Origin of the sequence: Glutamicibacter sp. TV12E, from assembly GCF_052441935.1 — a bacterium.
Classification (GTDB): domain Bacteria; phylum Actinomycetota; class Actinomycetes; order Actinomycetales; family Micrococcaceae; genus Glutamicibacter.
The window spans coordinates 2,457,523-2,480,226 of sequence record NZ_JBQVVF010000001.1 but is presented as its reverse complement, the minus strand read 5'-3'; the positions used below and the strand labels follow the sequence as shown (position 1 = coordinate 2,480,226).

At 59.2% G+C, this 22,704-nt stretch carries 18 protein-coding genes; all 18 read right to left on the bottom strand.

The genetic code is table 11. The features are described from left to right. Positions 1–99: 99 nt before the first annotated feature. The gene (rpsQ, locus tag ACT7DV_RS11625; protein ID WP_013349679.1) at positions 100–387 is read right to left on the bottom strand and encodes a 30S ribosomal protein S17; all 288 of its coding nucleotides are present in this window, start codon (positions 385–387) and stop codon (positions 100–102) included. Next, positions 387–650: a 50S ribosomal protein L29 gene (gene rpmC, locus ACT7DV_RS11620; protein WP_022874130.1), complete on the bottom strand. Its 264-nt coding sequence runs from the start codon at positions 648–650 to the stop codon at positions 387–389. Before rpmC ends, rpsQ begins: the two co-directional genes overlap by 1 nt. 2 nt (positions 651–652) lie before the next feature. Continuing rightward, positions 653–1,069, bottom strand: a complete 417-nt coding sequence (rplP, locus tag ACT7DV_RS11615; RefSeq protein ID WP_022874131.1) for a 50S ribosomal protein L16 — start codon at positions 1,067–1,069, stop codon at positions 653–655. Then, positions 1,070–1,852 carry a 30S ribosomal protein S3 gene (gene rpsC, locus ACT7DV_RS11610; RefSeq protein WP_060702219.1) on the bottom strand — a complete coding sequence of 261 codons (783 nt, stop codon included), beginning with the start codon at positions 1,850–1,852 and terminating at the stop codon, positions 1,070–1,072. Further along, positions 1,853–2,215 carry a 50S ribosomal protein L22 gene (rplV, locus tag ACT7DV_RS11605; protein WP_022874133.1) on the bottom strand — a complete coding sequence of 121 codons (363 nt, stop codon included), beginning with the start codon at positions 2,213–2,215 and terminating at the stop codon, positions 1,853–1,855. 59 nt (positions 2,216–2,274) lie between these two features. Continuing rightward, positions 2,275–2,556, bottom strand: a complete 282-nt coding sequence (gene rpsS, locus ACT7DV_RS11600; RefSeq protein WP_022874134.1) for a 30S ribosomal protein S19 — start codon at positions 2,554–2,556, stop codon at positions 2,275–2,277. A gap of 12 nt (positions 2,557–2,568) precedes the next feature. After that, on the bottom strand, positions 2,569–3,408 hold the full coding sequence (rplB, locus tag ACT7DV_RS11595; RefSeq protein WP_060702220.1) for a 50S ribosomal protein L2: 840 nt from the start codon (positions 3,406–3,408) through the stop codon (positions 2,569–2,571). 31 nt (positions 3,409–3,439) lie between these two features. Next, on the bottom strand, positions 3,440–3,742 hold the full coding sequence (gene rplW / locus ACT7DV_RS11590) for a 50S ribosomal protein L23 (RefSeq protein WP_060702221.1): 303 nt from the start codon (positions 3,740–3,742) through the stop codon (positions 3,440–3,442). Beyond that, positions 3,739–4,341, bottom strand: coding sequence for a 50S ribosomal protein L4 (gene rplD / locus ACT7DV_RS11585; protein WP_022874137.1), 603 nt, complete (start codon positions 4,339–4,341; stop codon positions 3,739–3,741). Before rplD ends, rplW begins: the two co-directional genes overlap by 4 nt. Before the next feature lie 4 nt (positions 4,342–4,345). After that, positions 4,346–4,996, bottom strand: a complete 651-nt coding sequence (rplC, locus tag ACT7DV_RS11580; protein WP_060702223.1) for a 50S ribosomal protein L3 — start codon at positions 4,994–4,996, stop codon at positions 4,346–4,348. Between the two features lie 20 nt (positions 4,997–5,016). Beyond that, a complete protein-coding gene (gene rpsJ / locus ACT7DV_RS11575; RefSeq protein ID WP_013349689.1) occupies positions 5,017–5,325 on the bottom strand; it encodes a 30S ribosomal protein S10 in 309 nt (102 codons plus the stop codon). A 418-nt stretch (positions 5,326–5,743) separates the two neighbouring features. Continuing rightward, a complete protein-coding gene (locus ACT7DV_RS11570; RefSeq protein ID WP_444662705.1) occupies positions 5,744–9,544 on the bottom strand; it encodes a hypothetical protein in 3,801 nt (1,266 codons plus the stop codon). A 164-nt stretch (positions 9,545–9,708) separates the two neighbouring features. After that, positions 9,709–10,899, bottom strand: a complete 1,191-nt coding sequence (tuf, locus tag ACT7DV_RS11565) for an elongation factor Tu (RefSeq protein ID WP_060702225.1) — start codon at positions 10,897–10,899, stop codon at positions 9,709–9,711. Positions 10,900–11,140: 241 nt separating this feature from the next. Next, positions 11,141–13,255 (bottom strand): elongation factor G, encoded by a 2,115-nt coding sequence (fusA, locus tag ACT7DV_RS11560; RefSeq protein ID WP_444662703.1) that lies wholly within the window; start codon positions 13,253–13,255, stop codon positions 11,141–11,143. A 69-nt stretch (positions 13,256–13,324) separates the two neighbouring features. Next, entirely contained in the window at positions 13,325–13,795 is a 471-nt protein-coding gene (gene rpsG, locus ACT7DV_RS11555) for a 30S ribosomal protein S7 (RefSeq protein WP_022874142.1), read from the bottom strand. After that, positions 13,795–14,169 carry a 30S ribosomal protein S12 gene (gene rpsL, locus ACT7DV_RS11550; protein ID WP_047119685.1) on the bottom strand — a complete coding sequence of 125 codons (375 nt, stop codon included), beginning with the start codon at positions 14,167–14,169 and terminating at the stop codon, positions 13,795–13,797. Before rpsL ends, rpsG begins: the two co-directional genes overlap by 1 nt. Positions 14,170–14,771: 602 nt before the next feature. Next, entirely contained in the window at positions 14,772–18,662 is a 3,891-nt protein-coding gene (locus ACT7DV_RS11545; protein ID WP_444662701.1) for a DNA-directed RNA polymerase subunit beta', read from the bottom strand. Positions 18,663–18,760: 98 nt separating this feature from the next. Then, positions 18,761–22,267 carry a DNA-directed RNA polymerase subunit beta gene (gene rpoB, locus ACT7DV_RS11540; RefSeq protein WP_444662699.1) on the bottom strand — a complete coding sequence of 1,169 codons (3,507 nt, stop codon included), beginning with the start codon at positions 22,265–22,267 and terminating at the stop codon, positions 18,761–18,763. Between the last annotated feature and the right edge of the window lie 437 nt (positions 22,268–22,704).

Below are 22,704 nucleotides of genomic sequence, written 5' to 3'. Positions count from 1 at the left end.
CCGCGAACTACAGGGTCAATGCAGAAATGCCCCGAACTCTTCTTGCGAAGTGTTCGGGGCATTCTTCAATCACGAGATCCGTGAAATCGAAGCGAAAGCTTACTTAGCCTTCTCTACGATCTCAACGAGACGCCAGCGCTTGTCAGCAGACAGCGGGCGGGTCTCAGCGATGACAACCAAGTCGCCGATGCCGGCTTCGTTGTTCTCATCGTGAGCCTTGACGTTCTTGTTGCGACGCATAACCTTGCCGTAAAGGGCGTGCTTTACACGGTCCTCAACGTCAACGACGATGGTCTTCTGCATCTTGTCGGAAACCACGTAACCACGGAGGGTCTTGCGGTCGTTACGCTCGGTAGCGTTATCCACACCGTTCTCCTTCTCGCTCATTACTTGGATTCCTTCTTGGTTTCTTCAACCGGAACGACGACATCCTGACGAATGCCCAGCTCGCGCTCGCGCAGCACAGTGTAAATGCGGGCGATATCGCGCTTGATAGCCTTCAGGTTCGCGTTGCTCTCCAGCTGGCCGGTAGCCGACTGGAAGCGCAGGTTGAACAGTTCTGCCTTGGCCTTCTTCAATTCCTCGTTCAAACGAGCGGTATCGAAGCCGTCCAGGGACTCAATGCTAAGGTCCTTAGAACCGATAGACATCCCTATTCACCACCTTCACGACGCACGATGCGTGCCTTCATTGGCAGCTTGTGGATTGCAAGACGCAATGCCTCTTTAGCTACCTCTTCACTGACGCCACCGAGTTCAAACATGACTCGTCCTGGCTTGACGTTGGCGACCCACCACTCTGGGGAACCCTTACCGGAACCCATACGGGTTTCAGCAGGCTTCTTGGTCAGCGGACGGTCTGGGTAGATGTTAATCCACACCTTACCGCCACGCTTGATGTAACGGGTCATGGCGATACGAGCGGCTTCGATCTGACGGTTAGTCACGTAAGCCGGGGTCAACGCCTGGATACCGAACTCACCGAAAGCAACGGTGGTTCCGCCCTTGGCAGCACCCGAACGCTTTGGGTGGTGCTGCTTACGGAACTTGACTCGACGTGGGATAAGCATTTAAGCCTCTCCTCCTTCCGCAGCAGGAGCTGCAGCGCCCTTACGGTCGTTACGACGACGGCGTTCGCCGCCACGTGGACGATCGTTGCCACCGCGACCACCGCGAGCTGGAGCAGCAGCAGCCTGCTGTGCAGCCAGTTCCTTGGCGGTTACGTCGCCCTTGTAGATCCAAACCTTCACGCCGATGCGGCCGAAGGTGGTCTTGGCTTCGAACTTGCCGAAGTCGATGTTCGCACGCAGGGTGTGCAGCGGCACACGGCCTTCGCGGTAGAACTCCTTGCGGGACATTTCTGCACCGCCAAGACGACCGGAGCACTGAACGCGGATGCCCTTGGCACCAGCGCGCATTGCCGACTGCATTGCCTTCTTCATCGCACGGCGGAAAGCCACGCGGGAAGCAAGCTGCTCGGCGATGCCCTGGGCGACCAGCTGGGCCTCCATGTCAGGGTTCTTGACCTCGAGGATGTTCAGCTGAACCTGCTTCTTGGTGAGCTTTTCCAGCTCGCCGCGAATACGGTCGGCTTCTGCACCACGGCGGCCGATAACGATACCTGGACGTGCAGTGTGGATATCCACACGTACGCGGTCACGGGTACGCTCGATCTCTACGCGGGCGATGCCTGCGCGATCCATTCCCTTGGACAGCAGTGCACGGATCTGTACGTCTTCTTTTACGTAGTCCGCGTAACGCTGGCCTGGCTTGCTGGAATCAGCAAACCAGTGCGAGATGTGGTCAGTGGTGATGCCGAGACGGAAACCGTTCGGATTTACCTTCTGTCCCATTTAGTTCTCCCCACCCTTCTGGGTTGAAACAACCACAGTCACGTGGCTGGTGCGCTTCTTGATCTGGAATGCGCGACCCTGTGCACGCGGCTGGAACCGCTTCATGGTCGGACCTTCGTCAACAAACGCTTCGCTGATAATCAGCTCGTCCTCATTGAATGCTTCACCTGCGCGGTCCGCGGCGGCACGGGCGTTAGCCACTGCCGATGCGACAACCTTGTATACCGGCTCCGAAGCTGCCTGTGGGGCAAACTTCAAGATGGCCAGTGCTTCGTTGGTCTGCAGACCACGAACAAGGTTGACGACGCGCCGGGCCTTCATAGGCGTTACGCGGATGTGACGCGCAATTGCCTTGGCTTCCATTGCTATCCTTCTCTCGTCTATCGAAGAAGTGCTAAGCGATACTAGTTCCCTTGCGGGGCCTAGCGGCGCTTGCCCTTCTTGTCGTCCTTTACGTGGCCACGGAACGTACGGGTTGGGGCAAACTCTCCGAGCTTGTGTCCAACCATCGATTCGGTGACGAACACAGGAATGTGCTTGCGACCGTCGTGTACGGCGATGGTGTGTCCCAGCATGTCCGGGATGATCATCGAACGGCGGGACCACGTCTTGATGACGTTCTTGGTGCCCTTTTCGTTTTCAGCAACGACCTTCAGGAACAGGTGCTGATCGACGAAGGGGCCTTTCTTCAGGCTGCGTGGCATGTTTCCAGGCTCCTATCGCTTGTTCTTGCCGGTCTTGCGACGACGCACAATGAGCTTGTCGCTTTCCTTGTTCGGACGACGGGTGCGTCCTTCACGCTTACCGTTAGGGTTGACCGGGTGACGACCACCGGAGGTCTTACCTTCACCACCACCGTGTGGGTGATCAACAGGGTTCATGACTACACCACGAACGGTTGGGCGTACGCCCTTCCAGCGCATACGGCCGGCCTTACCCCAGTTGATGTTGATCTGCTCAGCGTTGCCGACCTCGCCGATGGTTGCGCGGCAGCGCACATCAACGTTGCGGATTTCGCCCGAAGGCAAACGCAGCTGAGCGAAGCGGCCCTCACGGGCTACCAGCTGGATCGAGGCACCTGCGGAACGAGCCATCTTGGCGCCGCCACCTGGGCGAAGCTCCACAGCGTGAATCACGGTACCAACCGGGATGTTACGCAGTGGCAGGTTGTTACCTGGCTTGATGTCGGCGTTGACGCCGGCCTCAATCTGGTCACCCTGCTTGAGGTTGTTCGGTGCGATGATGTAGCGCTTGGTGCCGTCCACGTAGTGGAGCAGTGCGATACGAGCGGTACGGTTCGGGTCGTACTCAATGTGAGCGACCTTTGCCGGAACGCCGTCCTTATCGTGACGACGGAAGTCGATAACACGGTAAGCGCGCTTGTGTCCGCCACCCTTGTGTCGGGTGGTGATCTTACCGGAGTTGTTACGGCCGCCAGTCTTGGTGAGTGGACGAACCAGCGACTTTTCCGGAGTCGATCGAGTGATTTCTGCGAAGTCGGCTACCGACGAGCCGCGAAGGCCCGGGGTAGTCGGCTTGTACTTACGAATTCCCATTTATATTATTCCTCGTTAAAGTGGTCTCCGCTTAGGAAAGCGGACCGCCGAAGATGTCAATCGAGCCTTCCTTCAGGGTGATGATGGCGCGCTTGGTGCTCTTGCGCGATCCCCACCCGAAGCGGGTGCGCTTGCGCTTACCGGCTCGGTTGATGGTGTTTACGGAGTCAACCTTGACGTTGAAGATAGCTTCAACGGCGTACTTGATTTCCGTCTTGTTGGAGCTTGGTGCCACCTCGAAGGTGTACTGACCTTGATCGATCAGACCGTAGCTCTTTTCCGATACGACTGGTGCGATGACCACGTCGTGTGGAGCCTTGGAGTTGATGCTCACTTGGCTTCCTCCTTCTGGACCAGGGCGTCGAAGGCAGCCTTGGTGAAGACTACGTCATCCGAAACCAGAACATCGTAGGTGTTCAGCTGGTCGACGTACAGAACGTGCACAAGGTCGAGGTTGCGAACCGAAAGGGCTGCAACATCGTTGGCGCGATCGATGACGACAAGCAGGTTCTTGCGCTCGGTGAGCGAACGCAAGGTAGCCAGAGCTTCCTTGGTCGATGGGGTTTCCCCTGCAACCAAGTTCTCAATCACGTGGACGCGGCCGAAGCGTGCGCGATCAGACAAAGCGCCGCGCAGTGCAGCAGCCTTCATCTTCTTCGGGGTACGCTGCGAGTAGTCACGTGGGGTTGGACCGTGGACAATGCCACCGCCGGTCATGTGAGGTGCACGGATCGAACCCTGACGGGCGCGGCCGGTACCCTTCTGCTTGAACGGCTTGCGACCTGCACCCGATACCTCGGAGCGGTCCTTGGTCTTGTGGGTACCCTGGCGGGCAGCAGCAAGCTGTGCAACGACAACCTGGTGCAGCAGCGGGACGTTGGTCTGTACGTCGAAGATCTCTGCAGGCAGTTCGACGTTAAGTGCCTTAGTCATTTACTTATGCTCCCTTCACGGCGTTGCGTACGAGAACGACGCGGCCGCGGGCACCTGGAACGGCACCCTTGATCAGCAGGAGGTTCTTCTCAGCGTCGATAGCGTGAATGGTCAGGTTCTGAGTGGTAACACGCTCAGCACCCATGCGACCGGCCATCTTCTGTCCACGGAAAACGCGACCTGGGGTCGATGCGCCGCCGATGGAACCTGGCTTGCGGTGGTTCTTGTGAGCACCGTGCGATGCGCCAACACCATGGAAGTTGTGGCGCTTCATCACACCGGCGAAGCCCTTACCCTTGGAGGTGCCAACGACGTCGACCTTCTGGCCGGCTTCGAAGAGCTCCACGGAGAGTTCCTGGCCCGGGGTGTACTCGGCAGCGTCTGCGGTGCGCAGTTCTACCAAGTGGCGACGTGGGGTGACGCCTGCAGCCTCGAAGTGACCAGCCAGTGGCTTGGTGACCTTGCGAGGATCGATCTGGCCGTAGCCGATCTGAACTGCGGTGTAGCCATCGCGCTCAGCATTGATGAGCTTGGTGACAACGTTGCTGTCAGCCTGCACGACGGTGACAGGGATCAGGTTGTTGTTCGAATCCCAAACCTGGGTCATGCCGAGCTTCGTGCCCAGCAGGCCCTTGAAATTACGGGTTGCGGTCATAGTTTTCTCGCCACCTCCCCTTAAAGCTTGATTTCGATGTTGACATCCGCTGGCAGGTCGAGACGCATCAGCGAATCAACAGCCTTCGGGGTCGGATCAACGATGTCGATCAGACGCTTGTGCGTGCGCATTTCGAAGTGCTCACGGCTGTCCTTGTACTTGTGTGGCGAACGGATAACGCAGTACACGTTCTTCTCCGTTGGCAGCGGCACTGGGCCGACTACGGTTGCGCCTGCGCGCGTGACCGTCTCAACGATCTTCCGGGCCGAAACGTCAATGACCTCGTGGTCATACGACTTCAGCCGGATGCGGATTTTCTGTCCCGCCATGGCGTCATGCCTCTTTCTGTTAGCACTATCTAAGATTGCTGTGCCTATATACGGGTTCTTGCGAACCGGCACGCCTTGCGCTGCGGCTGAATCCGGATCAGATCCGGGTTCCTCACCCGCAGGAGGCTCCGACCCCCGAACTCGGGCGTGTCGCGAAATTTTCAGTCGCGACAAGACCGCAAAGTTTTCACTTTATCGAAGGCCTTATAATTTGAAACTGTTGTATCGATCCCGAACCACAGGCATTATCCTGCGTGAGAGCCGATCCCGGTTGTTCAAATCAGATTCGATTACCCCAATAACGGGGATCGAGTTGCACTCAAGCAACTTATCTAGTCTGACAGGTCGGCAACGATCGCGCAAATCTTTTATGGGCTTCGAGCCCCGTGATCTTGACCTCACCGACCTGCCGCTAGCACTACTCCCGCTCGCCTGGCTCCTGCGGCGAAGCTGGCGGCCGCTGCTCCTGCGGCTGCACTGGCGGTTGCGCGGGCTGCTGCCACGGCAGTCGCGGCGGGCCCTGCTGGACTACCGGCGGTTGATAGGCCGGCGGCTCGGCTGCTGGCTGGCCGGCCTTGTCGACCTTCACCAGCTTGTAAACGGCGGCGGCGATCAGTCCCAGCCCGATAATAACCAGCCACAAGAAGACGAGTTCACGCAGGAACCAGATGACGGACAGGGTGATCGCAATGGCACCCCACCAGATGAACAACCGCTCCCCCAGCTTCAAGGCCCAGGCGATCAGGCAGCCAAAGAACGCCAAGCCCATGACTTGGGCGAGCGTATTGGATTCGGCCAAGGAGGCGAACAGCGCCATGCTGCCAGCCACGGAGGCAGCGATGAGATAGGCCTGTTCAAGAAGCCGGTGGGCCTTGATATTGCGCCAAACCACCAGCACGACCGCGATCACGCAGAAGTAGGCCATGATGCTGCTGAATTGCGGAACCGCGATAATTCGCGAATAGGAGGTCAGGACAAGAACCGCACCAAGCACGATCAACCCGTCCACCGCGTAGGGAACAGCACTGGCCGGCAGCTCGAAGAAGCGAACCACCACGGCCACGCCGAAGATGAGCGCCGCGGCCCCAATAATGCTCCAGGTCTGCGAGCTGTCGACGTGGGCAATGCAGCCGGCCGCCAACAGGGCCAGCAGCATGGACGCAAAATAGATCCGTGACGCCGCGCCAACCGGGGCTGCATGGCGGTAACCGGATTCCGGATAACCAGGCGCCGGATCTTTCATTCGCCCATGGGCCATCGCCAGGAGATAGAGCGCTATTCCCGTGCCGATCAAGGCCCATGAGACATCCATCGATGACAGCCATCGAGTTCCCCCGATATGCCGCGTTTCCATCACGGTCCGCAAGATCGCCACCGTGAGCATCAGCGCGCCGCCGATCGCATACCAGGCGCTCCTGCGCGAGTGCACCAGCAGCATCAGCGCGACAGCCATCAGCGCATGGGCGCCAACGGCCCACCAGGTTCCAGCCTGCCACCATGCAGCGAGCGCTGCCGGCAAGAAGATGGCCAGCGCGATGGCGACGGAGTACTTCTTGTTGCCCCGCCAGCGCCATTCGGCCAGCACAGCCAACAGGCACATGAACAGCAGCATGGCGCTGGCAACGTCGGTGCTCCACCATTGCGCTCGAATCCAACCGGTGTCATCTGGCATCGTGCTTGCCTGGACCCCGATCACAACGATCAGCGACACAATGGGCGCAAAAAGGTAGAACTGCCGCGGGATTTCAGGGATCGCTTCGTCGGCCTTGAAAGCCATGGCCCCATGGATCCCGATGCACAGGGCAGCCAAGAGGATCACTCCGCGATCAAAGCCGCCCGCGAACCATCCGTACCCCGGCGTTGCCGCCGGCATGCCAATGAGCAGTCCGATGGCCACCCAGCGCAATTCCTGGCGAAGCGGTGCGCCCCGGCGAATGCTGAGCAGCAATCGGGCTACCTGCGGAATGCTCAGCGATACGAGCAGCAATGCGAATCGGCCGTGGAGATCAAAGTCCATTGCGCGGGCGAACCACCAAACCATCGAGCTGAAGAGCAGCTGGGCGAGGCTCGCATAGATGATCTTCCATTGCGTGCTGGTGCTGCGTCGAAGGTTCACCAGGTAGTCGGCCAGCGCAGCTACACCGATGAGCAGCGCAAATCCCCAGGTGCCTTCAGCAAAGCTCAGCGCATACAGCACCAGGAGCAGAGCCGCCGCCGCTGACTTGATGGGCTGCTCCAGCTCCGTGCGCTGCCCAGCAACAGAACGCAAACGCCACCCGCTGGCAATCCCCAGGCCGGTGGCCGCCACCGCGGTGATCATGAACCAGATGAATCCGCCGAGCCCGATGAACTCCACGAGCTCATGTGGATACATCTCTTCGGCAGCCAGCACTCGAAGGTAGCACAAGGAGGCTATGGCAATCGCCGCAGAAGCCGCGATCCGACCCAAAAGGTGGTTCTGCGGCATGCCCTTCTCGGCAAGGTGCCGGCTTGCCAGGTCGATAGCCCAGAGCATCAGCGCCATCGCCAGAACGGTGACGAGCTTTGCTGCTGCCTCGGATCTTCCGGCGGAACCGTCCAGGGATTCATGGATGGCCGCACCCAGCACCCCGGCGCCAACCAGCAGCAGCGCCCAACGAGCGTGCTGGCAAACCTGTTGGAGGAGGCCAGCTGATCGACGCCGCGCGATGCTCAGTCCGATAATGGCCACTACAAACAGCAGGAGCGGTCGCCAGCTATGGTGCTGCATATCCAGCAGTGCCACCAGCGGAAGCGCCGAGACCACCGCGACTTCGGCCTTGGCCCCGCGTAGCAAGCCGGGCAGGCAGAGCAATGCCAGCAGTGGAACGACCAGGACACTGAGCACCAGCGAGGTCTCGTCGTTCGAGGAGGCGTAGGCCCCGATGACCGAGATCACGCTCAGGCCCCAAAGCGCGCTTCGCTCAAAGTGCAGATGCCGGGGATCCAAGCCCATGCGTTGCTGGTACGCCGCGGAATACATCAGCACCGCGAGTGCTTGCAGGGCAAGGCTGAACGCGAGGATCATTGTCGTGGTCGTCGCGGAGAATCCAACATAATTGCTGCCGGCAACCAGCATCAGCATAAAGGTAACGCGGGCTGCGTAGAAACGCGCCATTCGCAAATTGCCCAGCAGCCGCATGCTGAGCAGCAGTTGCGCGGTGAGCAGCGCGAAAATCCAGAAGAAGTCGCGGCTTCGGAGGGACTCAAAGAGAATCGCTGACAGCACGATGACGAAGGCAGGCAGCAACTGCGCGGTGCCCATAACAGCTTGGAAGAAAATCGAACGGCGCACCCGCTGGCTGCGCACGGCCAAGAACAGCAGCACGAGGGAAAGCAGCAGCAACACCAGCATGTAATTCAAGATTCCGCGCTGCAGTGTTGCGGCCCCGGCCATGCCGGTGCTGACCAAGATCAGCACGGCTACCCAAGAGAGCACGCGCGACTTCAGCTTGAGCGTGGCATAGCCAACGGCCAGCGTACCGATGGCCGAGAAGATCAGCCAGGTGGCAGCCCCGGTGATATCAAGGGTGTTGTAGGTGGCGATGGCGCACAATGGAAGCAGCGCCAGGCCAGTTCCGGCGAAGGCTGCGCCGGCAGGACGCAGCGATGGCTTCAGCGCGTAGGTGGTCAAGCCCCCGGCGTAGAACGCGGCGGCCAGGAAGAAGAAGGCCACGAGCTTGGCTACCGGCGGGAGCGCGAAGCTGAGGAACAGTGCGCCGGCGGCGACAATCATCAAGGCGGCCACATACAAGGTGATGTTGATATTGCGCAATTCCCGCTCGCGCTTGGTCAGCACCTTGACCGGCTTGGGTGGCGCGGCGGGCCTGGAGACCATTTGGCTTGGCAGCGGGATATTGACCGGGTTCTGCTGCCCGAAGGTCTGGTCCGTTGCCGGGTGGGTGGCGTTTGTTGATCCAGCCGCCACCGGTTGACCTGGCCAGGGCTGCGGGCTATAGGGCTGTCCAGCCGGTGGGGCTTGCTTCCTGGCCAGCGCCTGCTCGGACGGTGGAGCTTGAGGCTGGGTCCCGGAGCGTCGCAGAAACTCGCTGGCCGCTTCATACCCTTGTTGCCATGCCTCGCGCAACTGCTCTGCTGACGTGCCGGGAAGCTGTTTTTGGGATTGCTTGCGCCCCCTCGCCTGTCCGAAGAAGAACGCGGCAACAGCCAGCACGATAGCAAGCAGGATCCAACCGGTCATCGATGCCACTCCCCTAGTGAATTTTCAGTGCGCCCTCTAATTGGACCACCTTCTAGAAATATTCACTAGTTCGAATTGCTTGTTAGCGCAAAAAAATCCCCCAGCACTGTAATAGTGCTGGGGGAATTCTCAGATCTCTATGGATCTAAATCATCAAGTAATGACTACTTGGTGATTGCGGTGACCTTGCCCGAACCAACGGTGCGACCGCCTTCGCGAATTGCGAAGCCGAGGCCCTCTTCCATAGCGATTGGCTGGATCAGCTCAACCGACATTTCGGTGTTGTCGCCAGGCATAACCATTTCGGTGCCCTCTGGGAGGGTGATAACGCCGGTTACGTCGGTGGTGCGGAAGTAGAACTGCGGACGGTAGTTCGAGTAGAACGGGTTGTGACGTCCGCCTTCGTCCTTCGACAGGATGTAGACGTTTGCATCGAAGTTGGTGTGTGGGGTGATCGAGCCTGGGGCTACGACAACCTGGCCACGCTCAACATCGTCGCGCTTCAGACCGCGAAGCAGCAGACCACAGTTCTCGCCTGCCCATGCTTCGTCGAGCTGCTTGTGGAACATCTCGATACCGGTAACGGTGGTCTTCTGGATTGGGCGGATGCCAACAATCTCAACTTCCGAGTTGATGGCAAGGGTGCCACGCTCGGCGCGACCGGTTACAACGGTACCGCGACCGGTGATGGTGAAGACATCCTCGATAGGCATCAGGAATGGCTTGTCACGGTCACGTACTGGGTCCGGAATGAAGGTGTCAACAGCTTCCATCAGTTCCTCAACAGCTGCAACCCACTTCTCGTCGCCTTCCAGAGCCTTCAGGCCGGAAACGCGAACAACTGGTGCGTCGTCGCCATCGAAGCCCTGGGAGGACAGAAGTTCGCGAACTTCCATCTCCACGAGCTCGAGCAGCTCTTCGTCGTCGACCATGTCGGACTTGTTCAGTGCGACCATCAGGGTTGGAACACCAACCTGGCGGGCCAACAGAACGTGCTCGCGGGTCTGAGCCATTGGACCATCGGTAGCAGCAACCACGAGGATTGCGCCGTCCATCTGAGCAGCACCGGTGATCATGTTCTTGACATAGTCAGCGTGACCTGGAGCGTCAACGTGTGCGTAGTGACGCTTCTCGGTCTGGTACTCGATGTGCGAGATATTGATGGTAATACCGCGCTGGCGCTCTTCTGGAGCCGAGTCGATGTTAGCGAAGTCGCGCTTTTCGTTCAGGTCTGGGTACTTTTCAGCCAGAACCTTGGAGATAGCTGCGGTCAGAGTGGTCTTACCGTGGTCAACGTGACCGATGGTACCAATGTTGACGTGCGGCTTGTTGCGCTCGAACTTTGCCTTTGCCACAAGTTCCTCCTAGAAACATTTACAGAAGACTTTTTTCGTCTGCGCGGTTCGCAAACGAACTTCAATTAGTCTACTGGGGGCGTGGATAATTTTGGAAATTTCGGTCCTCTGCGGGCCCTGCATGTGATGCAAATCCCTCGTTGGCCGTTTGCGGGGCCGGCCTCAATGGCGTTGAAGCCGGCTCCGCGATCGGCCACTTCCCCACAATGGGGGTCACGGCCAAGTTTTGGTTCCGAAGCGATTATTCGCCGCGGGACTTCTGGATGATCTCGTCGGCAACTGCCTTCGGGACCTCGGAGTAGCTGTCGAAAGTCATCGAGTAAACAGCACGGCCCTGGGTCTTCGAACGCAGGTCACCAATGTAACCGAACATCTCAGACAGCGGCACGCCTGCACGGATGACCTTGACACCCGCAGCGTCGGACATCTCGGTGATCGAACCACGACGGGAGTTCAGGTCGCCGATAACGTCGCCCATGTACTCTTCCGGGGTACGAACTTCAACAGCCATCAGCGGTTCAAGCAAAACAGGGTTAGCGCGGCGTGCGCCTTCCTTGAATACCTGCGAACCAGCGATCTTGAAGGCCATTTCCGAGGAGTCAACATCGTGGTACGCACCATCGATGAGGGTAGCCTTGACACCAACCAGTGGGTAGCCTGCGAGGATACCGTACTGCATTGCGTCCTGGATACCAGCGTCAACGGATGGGATGTACTCACGAGGAACACGACCACCGGTCACGGCGTTCTTGAACTCGTAGGTTACGCCGTCAACAACTTCCAGAGGCTCGAACGAGACCTGGACCTTTGCAAACTGACCCGAACCACCGGTCTGCTTCTTGTGGGTGAAGTCAACCTTCTCCACAGCCTTCTTGATGGTTTCACGGTATGCAACCTGTGGCTTACCAACGTTTGCTTCCACGCGGAATTCGCGCTTCATGCGGTCAACCAGAATGTCCAGGTGAAGCTCGCCCATACCGCCAATGACGGTCTGGCCGGTGTCTTCGTTCAGGGACACGGTGAAGGTTGGATCTTCTGCCGACAGCTTCTGGATAGCGGTCGACAGCTTTTCCTGGTCACCCTTGGTCTTTGGTTCGATGGCCACAGAGATCACTGGATCCGGGAAGGTCATCGATTCGAGAACGATTGGGTGGGCTGGATCACACAGGGTGTCACCGGTGGTGGTGGCTTTCAGGCCGATCACAGCGTAGATGTGACCTGCGTGGATCTCCTCTACCGGATTCTCCTTGTTGGAGTGCATCTGGAAGAGCTTGCCTACGCGTTCCTTCTTGCCCTTGGTGGAGTTCAGCAGCTGTGCGCCGGACTCTGCCTTGCCGGAGTAAACGCGGATGAAGTTCAACTGACCGAAGAACGGGTGAGCGGCGATCTTGAACGCAAGTGCCGAGAACGGTGCGTCCTCTGAAGGCTCGCGGGTCAGCTCAACTTCTTCATCCTTCGGATCGTGACCGATGGTGGCGCCAACGTCCAGTGGGTTTGGCAGGAAGTCGATGACTGCATCGAGCATTGGCTGAACGCCGCGGTTCTTGAAGGCCGAACCACAGAATACTGGGTAGGCTTCCGAGTTCACGGTCAGCTTGCGGATGCCAGCCTTGAGTTCCTCAACGGAGATTTCTTCACCTTCGAGGTACTTTTCCATGAGCTCTTCGGATGCCTCAGCGACATCTTCAACCAGCTTGGCGCGGTACTCTTCAGCACGCTCAACCAAGTCGGCAGGGATTTCGCGGGTTTCGTAAGCAGCACCCATAGTGACGTCGCCCTTGGCGTCGCCTTCCCAAACGAATGCCTTCATGGTCAGCAGGTCAACGACACCGGTGAACTCGGACTCGGAGCCGATTGGCAGCTGCATAACCAGCGGCTTGGCTCCAAGTCGCTGGATGATGGTATCTACGGTGAAGTAGAAGTCAGCGCCCAGCTTGTCCATCTTGTTGACGAAGCAGATACGAGGAACGTTGTACTTGTCAGCCTGGCGCCAAACGGTCTCAGACTGAGGCTCAACGCCTTCCTTGCCATCGAATACGGCAACGGCGCCATCGAGCACGCGCAGCGAACGCTCCACCTCAACGGTGAAGTCAACGTGGCCTGGGGTATCGATGATGTTGATCTGGTTCTTGTTCCAGAAGCAAGTCACGGCCGCGGAGGTAATGGTGATACCGCGTTCCTTTTCCTGCTCCATCCAGTCGGTGGTCGACGCACCGTCGTGGGTCTCACCGAGCTTGTGGTTCACACCCGTGTAGAAAAGGATGCGCTCAGTAGTAGTGGTCTTACCGGCATCGATGTGGGCCATGATGCCGATATTGCGGACCTTGTTCAGGTCAGTAAGCACGTCCTGTGCCACGTTGTCTCCCTAAAAGGTGAGGCCGGAACTGCTGGGCATCGGTTGATGCCCAGCGTGTTCAAGCATTTCTTACCAGCGGTAGTGTGCGAAGGCCTTGTTGGACTCGGCCATCTTGTGAGTGTCTTCGCGACGCTTCACAGCGGCACCCAGACCGTTCGATGCATCCAGGATCTCGTTCATCAAACGTTCGATCATGGTCTTCTCGCGGCGAGCCTTCGAGTAGCCAACCAACCAGCGCAATGCCAGTGCGGTTGCACGGCCTGGCTTGACCTCAACAGGAACCTGGTAGGTCGCGCCACCGACACGGCGGGAACGAACCTCAAGGGCTGGACGGATGTTGTCCATGGCCTTCTTGAGGGTCGAAACAGCGTCGGTACCGGACTTTGCAGCGGCACCTTCGAGTGCACCGTAAACAATGCGCTCTGCAGTGGACTTCTTGCCGTCTACGAGAACCTTGTTGATCAGCTGGGTGACCAATGGGGATTCGAAGACTGGATCAGAAACTAGTGGGCGCTTTGGCGCCGGACCCTTACGAGGCATTACTTACCATCCTTCTTTGCACCGTAGCGGGAACGAGCCTGCTTACGATCCTTCACACCCTGGGTATCCAGAGCACCACGTACAATCTTGTAGCGAACACCCGGAAGGTCCTTTACACGACCACCGCGAACGAGCACGATGGAGTGTTCCTGCAGGTTGTGTCCGACACCTGGAATGTAAGCGGTCACTTCGATGCCACCGGCAAGGCGCACACGTGCGACCTTACGCAGAGCCGAGTTTGGCTTCTTCGGGGTGGTGGTGTACACACGGGTGCATACGCCACGGCGCATTGGGTTGCCCTTCAGGGCAGGGGCCTTGGTCTTGACGACCTTAGGCGAGCGGCCCTTGCGGACCAGCTGCTGAATAGTAGGCACTTTCGTGTCCTTCCATTGTCTAAGTTTGTCGGCACCACGTCATAAGCACTGTTGCCTAGTAGAGTTTCGGTGCTTCCTTCGTGGAGCTAGCTGCTTGCTTTACCGCTCAACCAGGATCTAAAAGTCCCTAGGCGTGCGAAAGTGTGGCATTCGTTGCGCAACCTACCCGCAACCCGGACTGAGTCCATTTTGCCACACATAAAACAATTGATTTCAGTCTAGCATTAATCCGCTGGCCAACCATCTCCAGTAACCGAGATCACCGTGCTCGCCCCGGGCGGCCGCGCACTGCGCCGGCTCGGCAATCCCGCATCTTCAGGCTATCGCGCCCTGCCGAACAGCGGCCGACGCCCAGGCGAAGGGCAGATGAACCCGCTGGGCAGCACCTCTCCCCCGCCGCAAACGACTGCGACTTATTCTCTAGTTGCCTTATCTCCCAGATGATTTTTCAACTATGTCAAGGGGTGATCGCGCGTTGCTGCCCGCCGCACCGCGCCTTTCCCTGCACGAGCCTGGCGGTCAGCGGTTAAACGCCCAGCGCCTGCCCGCACTTTCGTGCGGGCAGGCGCTGGGTCAACTACCTAGCGGTGTTCTTTCGGAATTTACCGGAAGTCCGAACCGTGGTCGTAGTCGTCCATCGAGATGGCACGGAATTCAGGCGACAGCCCGCCTTCCAGCGCATCGTCGTACAGACCCGAGGAGAAGGCCGAGGTGCCGGTGAACAAAGTTGCCTTTGCCTCATCGGTTGGCTCGACGTTGACCTGGGTGTAGCGATCCAGACCGGTACCGGCCGGGATCAGCTTACCGATGATCACGTTCTCCTTCAGGCCGCGCAGCGGATCTTCCTTGCCTTCCATCGCGGCCTGGGTCAGGACGCGAGTGGTTTCCTGGAAGGAAGCAGCCGACAGCCACGAGTCCGTAGCCAGCGATGCCTTGGTAATACCCATCATCTCGTCACGACCGGCAGCTGGGCGCTTGCCTTCGGTGACAGCCTTGCGGTTCGCAGCGGTGAAGCGCGAACGGTCGGCCAACTCGCCTGGCAGCAACTCGGTCTCGCCGGACTCGATCACGGTGACGCGACGCAGCATCTGGCGGACGATGACTTCCACGTGCTTATCGTGGATGCCTACACCCTGGGACTGGTACACATCCTGGACTTCGCGGACCAGGAACTTCTGTGCTTCACGTGGGCCGAGGACTCGAAGAACCTGCTTCGGATCCAAGGTACCGCTGGTGAGCTGGGTACCGGCAACAATGTTCTGGCCTTCCTCGACCAACAGGCGAGCACGACGCAGAACCGGGTAGGCCTGCTTCTCGTCGCCGTTGTCCGGGGTGACCACAACACGCAGCTGCTTCTCGTCGTCCTCGATCGACACGCGACCGGTGACCTCGGACATCGGAGCCACACCCTTAGGGGTACGGGCTTCGAACAATTCCTGGATACGAGGCAGACCCTGGGTGATATCGTCAGCCGATGCCACACCACCGGTGTGGAAGGTACGCATGGTCAGCTGGGTACCAGGCTCGCCGATGGACTGCGCGGCGATAATGCCAACAGCCTCGCCGATGTCCACGGTCTTGCCGCTGGCCAGCGAACGGCCGTAGCACAGTGCACAGGTTCCAACAGCCGAGTCGCAGGTCAGCACGGAGCGAACGCGGATTTCATCCACGCCTGCGTTGTACAGCGACTCGATCAGCACGTCGCCCACATCGGAACCGGCGGTTGCCAGCACGGTGCCTTCGGCGTCCTTGACGTCGGCGGCCAGCGTACGGGTGTAAGCCGAGTTCTCAACGGTTTCGTGCTTGACACGAATGCCCGCGGAGTTATCCGCGATGGCAACGGTCAGGCCGCGCTTGGTGCCGCAGTCCTCTTCGCGAACGATGACATCCTGCGACACGTCGACCAGACGACGGGTCAGGTAACCCGAGTTTGCGGTCTTCAGTGCGGTATCGGCCAGGCCCTTACGCGCACCGTGGGTCGCGATGAAGTACTCCAGAACCGACAGGCCTTCACGGTAGGAAGACTTGATCGGGCGAGGAATAATTTCACCCTTAGGGTTGGACACCAGACCACGAATACCGGCAATCTGGCGCAATTGCAGGTAGTTACCACGGGCCTTGGAAGTCACCATTCGGTTAATGGTGTTCAACTCTTCCATGCCGTTCTTCATGGCCTCGGCAACCTCGTCGGTAGCCTTGGTCCAGATGTCGATCAGGTCCTGGCGGCGTTCGGTATCCGCAATCAGGCCCTTGTCGTAGGAAGCCTGCACCTTGGCGGCACGTTCCTCGTATGGCGCAAGGATGGCTGCCTTGTCCATGTTCGAGGTGATGTCCGAGATTGCCACGGTGACGCCCGAGCGGGTAGCCCAGTAGAAACCGGCATCCTTCAGGTTATCCAGGGTAGCTGCGGCGATGATCTTCGGGTAGCGCTCTGCCAGATCGTTGACAATCTCCGAGAGTGCATCCTTGCCGGCAACGCGGGCAACCCATGGGTAGTCCGCTGGCAGGGTGTCGTTGAACAGCACTTGGCCCAGCGAGGTCTCCAGCAATGCGTCGGTGCCTGGCTCCCAGCCTTCAGGAGCAGGCTGCTCCTCGGAAGGAACGAAGTTCGGCACGCGGACCTTGATCGGTGCGTTCAGGTGCAGCTCGCCACGGTCCTTGGCCATGATGGCCTCGGAGATCGTGGAGAACACGCGGCCGGCGCCGATCTCCTGGGCACGCTTGGTGGTCAAGTGGTGCAATCCGATGATCATATCCTGCGAAGGCAATGCCACTGGGCGGCCATCGGAAGGCTTCAAGATGTTGTGCGAGGACAGCATCAAGATGCGGGCTTCAGCCTGGGCTTCTGGGCTCAGCGGCAGGTGGACTGCCATCTGGTCACCGTCGAAGTCGGCGTTGAAGGCGCCACAAACCAATGGGTGCAGCTGAAGGGCCTTGCCTTCAACCAGCTGTGGCTCGAAGGCCTGGATGCCCAAGCGGTGCAGGGTTGGTGCACGGTTGAGCAATACCGGGTGCTCTGTGATGATCTCTTCGAGAACGTCCCAGACCTGCGGGCGGTAGCGCTCGACCATGCGCTTGGCCGACTTGATGTTCTGTGCGTGGTTGAGGTCAACCAGGCGCTTCATCACGAACGGCTTGAAGAGCTCCAAGGCCATCTGCTTAGGCAGACCGCACTGATGCAGCTTCAGCTGCGGGCCAACCACGATGACCGAACGGCCCGAGTAGTCAACGCGCTTGCCGAGCAGGTTCTGGCGGAAACGACCCTGCTTGCCCTTGAGCATGTCGCTCAGGGACTTCAGCGGGCGGTTACCTGGACCGGTGACCGGACGGCCACGGCGGCCGTTGTCGAACAGCGAGTCAACAGCTTCCTGCATCATGCGCTTTTCGTTATTCACGATGATCTCTGGCGCACCGAGATCAAGCAGGCGCTTGAGGCGGTTGTTGCGGTTGATCACGCGGCGGTACAGGTCGTTCAGGTCCGAGGTGGCGAAACGGCCACCATCGAGCTGGACCATTGGGCGCAGTTCTGGCGGGATCACTGGAACGGCGTCAAGCACCATGCCCTTAGGCGAGTTGCCATTGACCAGGAAGGCGTTGACAACCTTCAGGCGCTTGAGGGCGCGGGCCTTCTTCTGGCCCTTGCCGTTCTCGATGATGGTCTTCAGCTCTTCAGCTTCGCCGGCCAGATCGAAGTTCTCAAGGCGCTTCTGGATCGCTTCTGCACCCATAGAGCCCTCGAAGTACAGTCCGTACTTCTCGCGCATGGTGCGGTAGAGGCCTTCGTCGCCTTCGAGGTCGGCGACCTTCAGGCCCTTGAAGCGCTCCCAGACCGCACGCAGGCGCTCGGCTTCGGCCTTGGCGCGCTTGTCGATCTGCAGAACGGTCTTCTCGGCCAGGGTACGGGCCTTGTTCAGCTCGGCGTTCTTGGCGCCATCTGCTTCCAGGCGCTCCAGCTCGGCTTCCAGGTCGGCTGCAACAGCCTTCTTGTCAGCTTCTGCGTTGTTCGCCAGGTTGCGCAGTTCCAGGTCGTGCTGGGCCTGCAGGTTAGGCATTTCGGCGTGGCGACGTGCCTCGTCAACACCGGTGATCATGTAGGCAGCGAAGTAGATGACCTTTTCGAGGTCCTTCGGAGCCAGGTCAAGCAGGTAGCCCAAGCGCGATGGAACGCCCTTGAAGTACCAGATGTGGGTCACTGGAGCTGCAAGCTCGATGTGGCCCATGCGCTCACGACGAACGTTCGCACGGGTCACCTCAACGCCACAACGCTCGCAGATGATGCCCTTGAAGCGCACGCGCTTGTACTTGCCGCAGTAGCATTCCCAGTCGCGGGAAGGGCCGAAGATCTTTTCGCAGAAAAGACCGTCCTTCTCCGGCTTCAGGGTGCGGTAGTTAATGGTTTCCGGCTTCTTGACCTCGCCGTAGCTCCATCCACGGATTTCTTCCGCGGTGGCAAGGTTGATTCGCATGAGGCCGAATGAGGAATCGCTGGACATATGGTCCTTTTCTCTCTTCTGTGGTGTCTGAAGTCGATACGAATGAGGGTTGAATTCTCGGCCGCTGCCTGCAGGTTCACTGCAGGCAGGGCGTCAAATTAAACTTCCTCAACGGAGTTCGGCTCCGACCGTGAAAGGTCGATGCCCAGCTCTTCAGCGGCGCGGAACGATTCCTCGTCCGACTCACGCATTTCGATAGTGTTGCCGTCGGTACCAAGTACCTCGACGTTCAAGCACAGCGACTGCATTTCCTTGATGAGCACCTTGAACGATTCTGGAACACCAGGCTCTGGAACGTTCTCGCCCTTGACGATAGCTTCGTAGACCTTAACGCGACCGTGGATATCATCCGACTTGATGGTCAGGATTTCCTGCAGCGTGTAAGCGGCACCGTAGGCCTCCAGTGCCCAAACTTCCATTTCACCGAAGCGCTGGCCACCGAACTGGGCCTTACCACCCAATGGCTGCTGGGTGATCATGGAGTATGGACCGGTGGAACGGGCGTGGATCTTGTCGTCCACCAGGTGGTGGAGCTTCAAGATGTACATGTAGCCAACGGAAACCGGATCTGGCAACGGATCGCCGGATCGGCCGTCAAACAGCTTCGCCTTGCCGGAGTTGCCAATCAGGCGCACCCCGTCGCGGGTCTTGTTGGTCGAATCCAGGATGCCGCGGATTTCTTCTTCCGAAGCGCCGTCGAACACTGGAGTTGCCACGGTGGTGGACTCGGACTCGCGTGGCAGGTTCGGCAGATCGCGAACCCAAGCAGGCTCGCCTTCGATCTTCCAGCCCTGCTTGGCAGCCCAGCCCAGGTGGATTTCCATAACCTGGCCGACGTTCATACGGCCTGGCACACCCAGCGGGTTCAGGATGATATCCAGTGGGGTGCCGTCCTCGAGGAATGGCATATCCTCCAGTGGCAGGATGCGGGAAATAACACCCTTGTTGCCGTGGCGGCCAGCGAGCTTGTCACCGATGGAGATCTTGCGCTTCTGGGCAACGTAGACGCGGACCAGCTGGTTGACACCAGGGGAAAGGTCATCGTCGTTGTCGCGGTCGAAGATGCGAACACCAATGACGGTGCCAGACTCGCCGTGCGGAACCTTCAGCGAAGTATCGCGGACTTCGCGGGACTTCTCGCCGAAGATGGCACGCAGCAGGCGCTCTTCCGGGGTCAGCTCGGTCTCGCCCTTAGGGGTGACACGGCCTACCAGCACGTCGCCGGCTTCAACCTCGGCACCGATGTAGACGATGCCGCGGTCATCAAGCTGGGAGAGGATGTCTTCCGAGACATTCGGGATGTCGCGGGTGATTTCCTCGGCACCGAGCTTGGTGTCGCGGGCGTCAACTTCGTGCTCTTCGATGTGGATCGAGGTGAGCACGTCGTCGAAGATCATGCGCTGGGAGAGGATGATCGCATCCTCGTAGTTGTAGCCTTCCCAGGACATGAATGCCACGAGCAGGTTCTTGCCCAGGGACAACTCACCGGAGTCGGTGGACGGACCGTCGGCGATGATCGACTGGAACTCCAGGCGATCGCCTTCGGACACGCGAACGCGCTGGTTGTAGGCGTTGCCCTGGTTCGAGCGTGCGAACTTCATGATCGGGTACATCGACTCGGTGCCGTCATCGTTCATGACAACAACCAGGTCAGCAGAGACCTCGGTGACCACACCTGGCTTGGAAGCCACCACGGAGTCGCCGGCGTCAACTGCCGCGAACTTCTCCATGCCGGTACCAACCAGCGGGCGCTCCGACTTCAGCAGCGGCACAGCCTGGCGCTGCATGTTGGCGCCCATCAGTGCTCGGTTGGCATCGTCGTGCTCGAGGAATGGAATCAGCGCGGTAGCTACCGACACCATCTGGCGAGGCGAAACGTCCATGAAGGTCACTTCAGCCGCGTCGACGATAACAGGCTCGCCGCCACCGCCCTTTTCACGAACCAGAACGGTCTCTTCCAAGAAGCGGCCGTTCTCATCCAGAGGCGCGTTGGCCTGTGCGATGTAGTGCTGCAGCTCGTCGTCTGCGGTCAGGTAGTCAACCTCGTTGGAGACGACACCGTTGGACACGCGGCGGTATGGGGTTTCGATGAAACCGAAGGCGTTGATGCGGCCGTAGGTTGCCAACGAACCGATCAGGCCGATGTTCGGGCCTTCGGGAGTTTCAATCGGGCACATGCGTCCGTAGTGCGACGGGTGAACGTCTCGAACTTCCATGCCTGCGCGGTCACGGGACAGACCACCTGGGCCCAGAGCCGACAAGCGGCGCTTGTGGGTCAGGCCGGCCAGCGGGTTGTTCTGGTCCATGAACTGCGAGAGCTGCGAGGTTCCGAAGAACTCCTTGATGGCAGCCACGACAGGGCGGATGTTGATCAGAGTCTGCGGGGTGATCGCCTCGACGTCCTGGGTGGTCATGCGCTCGCGCACAACACGCTCCATGCGGGACAGGCCGGTGCGCACCTGGTTCTCGATCAGTTCACCCACGGCGCGGATGCGACGGTTGCCGAAGTGGTCGATGTCATCCACGTTGACCGGGATGTCAACGATCTCGCCCTTGCGGGTGCCCTGAACGGTCTTCTCGCCGGCGTGCAGCGCAACGAGGTAGCGGATCATGGCAACGAGGTCGTCAAGTGCCAGCACCGATGCGTTCTCGGCGTTAACCGGGGTCTCGACACCGAGCTTGCGGTTGATCTTGTAGCGGCCAACCTTGGCCAGATCGTAGCGCTTAGGCTCGAAGTACATGTTCTTCAACAGTGCCTGAGCGGCCTCGACCGTTGGAGGCTCGCCTGGACGCAGCTTGCGGTAGATATCCAGCAGCGCTTCGTCCTGGTCCTTGATGCTGTCCTTTTCCAAGGTGGCGCGCATCGAATCGTACTGGCCGAACTCGGACAGGATCTGCTCTTCGCTCCAGCCCAGGGCCTTGAGCAGCACGGTGACCGACTGCTTGCGCTTGCGGTCAAGGCGCACGCCGATCTGGTCGCGCTTGTCGATTTCCAGCTCGAACCATGCACCACGCGATGGGATGATACGTGCCGAGTAGATCGTCTTGTCACTGGTCTTGTCCGGTGCGGACTCGAAGTAAGCACCCGGGGAGCGAACCAGCTGGGACACAACGACACGCTCGGTGCCGTTGATGATGAAGGTGCCCTTTTCGCTCATCAGCGGGAAATCGCCCATGAACACGGTCTGCTGCTTGATTTCGCCGGTTTCATTGTTCATGAATTCGGCCTTGACATACAGCGGTGCCGAGTAGGTGGCGTCGCGGTCCTTGCACTCGGCAATCGAGTACTTGGGATCAGCGAACTCCGGCTCCGAGAAACTCAAGGACATGGTGTCCTGGAAGTCCTCGATCGGGGAGATTTCCTCGAAGATCTCAGCCAGGCCCGAGGTGTTGGGCACGCTGAAGTCTCCAGCGGCTTCTGCCTTGGCCAGACGCTCTACCCAGTTCTGGTTGCCGACGAGGCGGTCAAAGCTCTCGGTCTGCAATGCCAGCAGGTTAGGCACTTCAAGTGGTTCGTGAATCTTTGCAAAAGAAAGTCGGCCAGCGTATGCAGCATCGCGAGCCGAACTAGCGGTTTGGTTGTTAGGGTTGCTCGAGGCGACCAAGATGGATCCTTCCAAAGACCGTCAGGTTTCCGAACGCTTACCGTGCTAAGGTACCTGCCATAGGACAGTTCCTCTTTTGGGACCGCACGAACCCACCGCTATATGAAGGTCGCGCGCGCAAACAGTAAGGCGCAAATTTCTACTCTACCGGAGTAATTTCCGGTTGTCGATACTCGGTGCACAAATCCGTGCTATAGTTTTCGCCCGTGGATTACGCCCGGCCCCAGCGATGCCATTTCCCCGAGAAACCGTTGGCTTCCCCGCATTCGCCAACCTTCTCCCCTCATCGCATTTAGCCTACTGATCCCGTAGATTCTTAGCAGATACGCTGCTGCGGTGGAACGCTTGTCGCGCACATCAGTCACACGCAATCACCGTTCGCCCGATGCCATGTGCGTTTTGTCACAGCACCGAATTTGCCTTATCTGACGACCCTT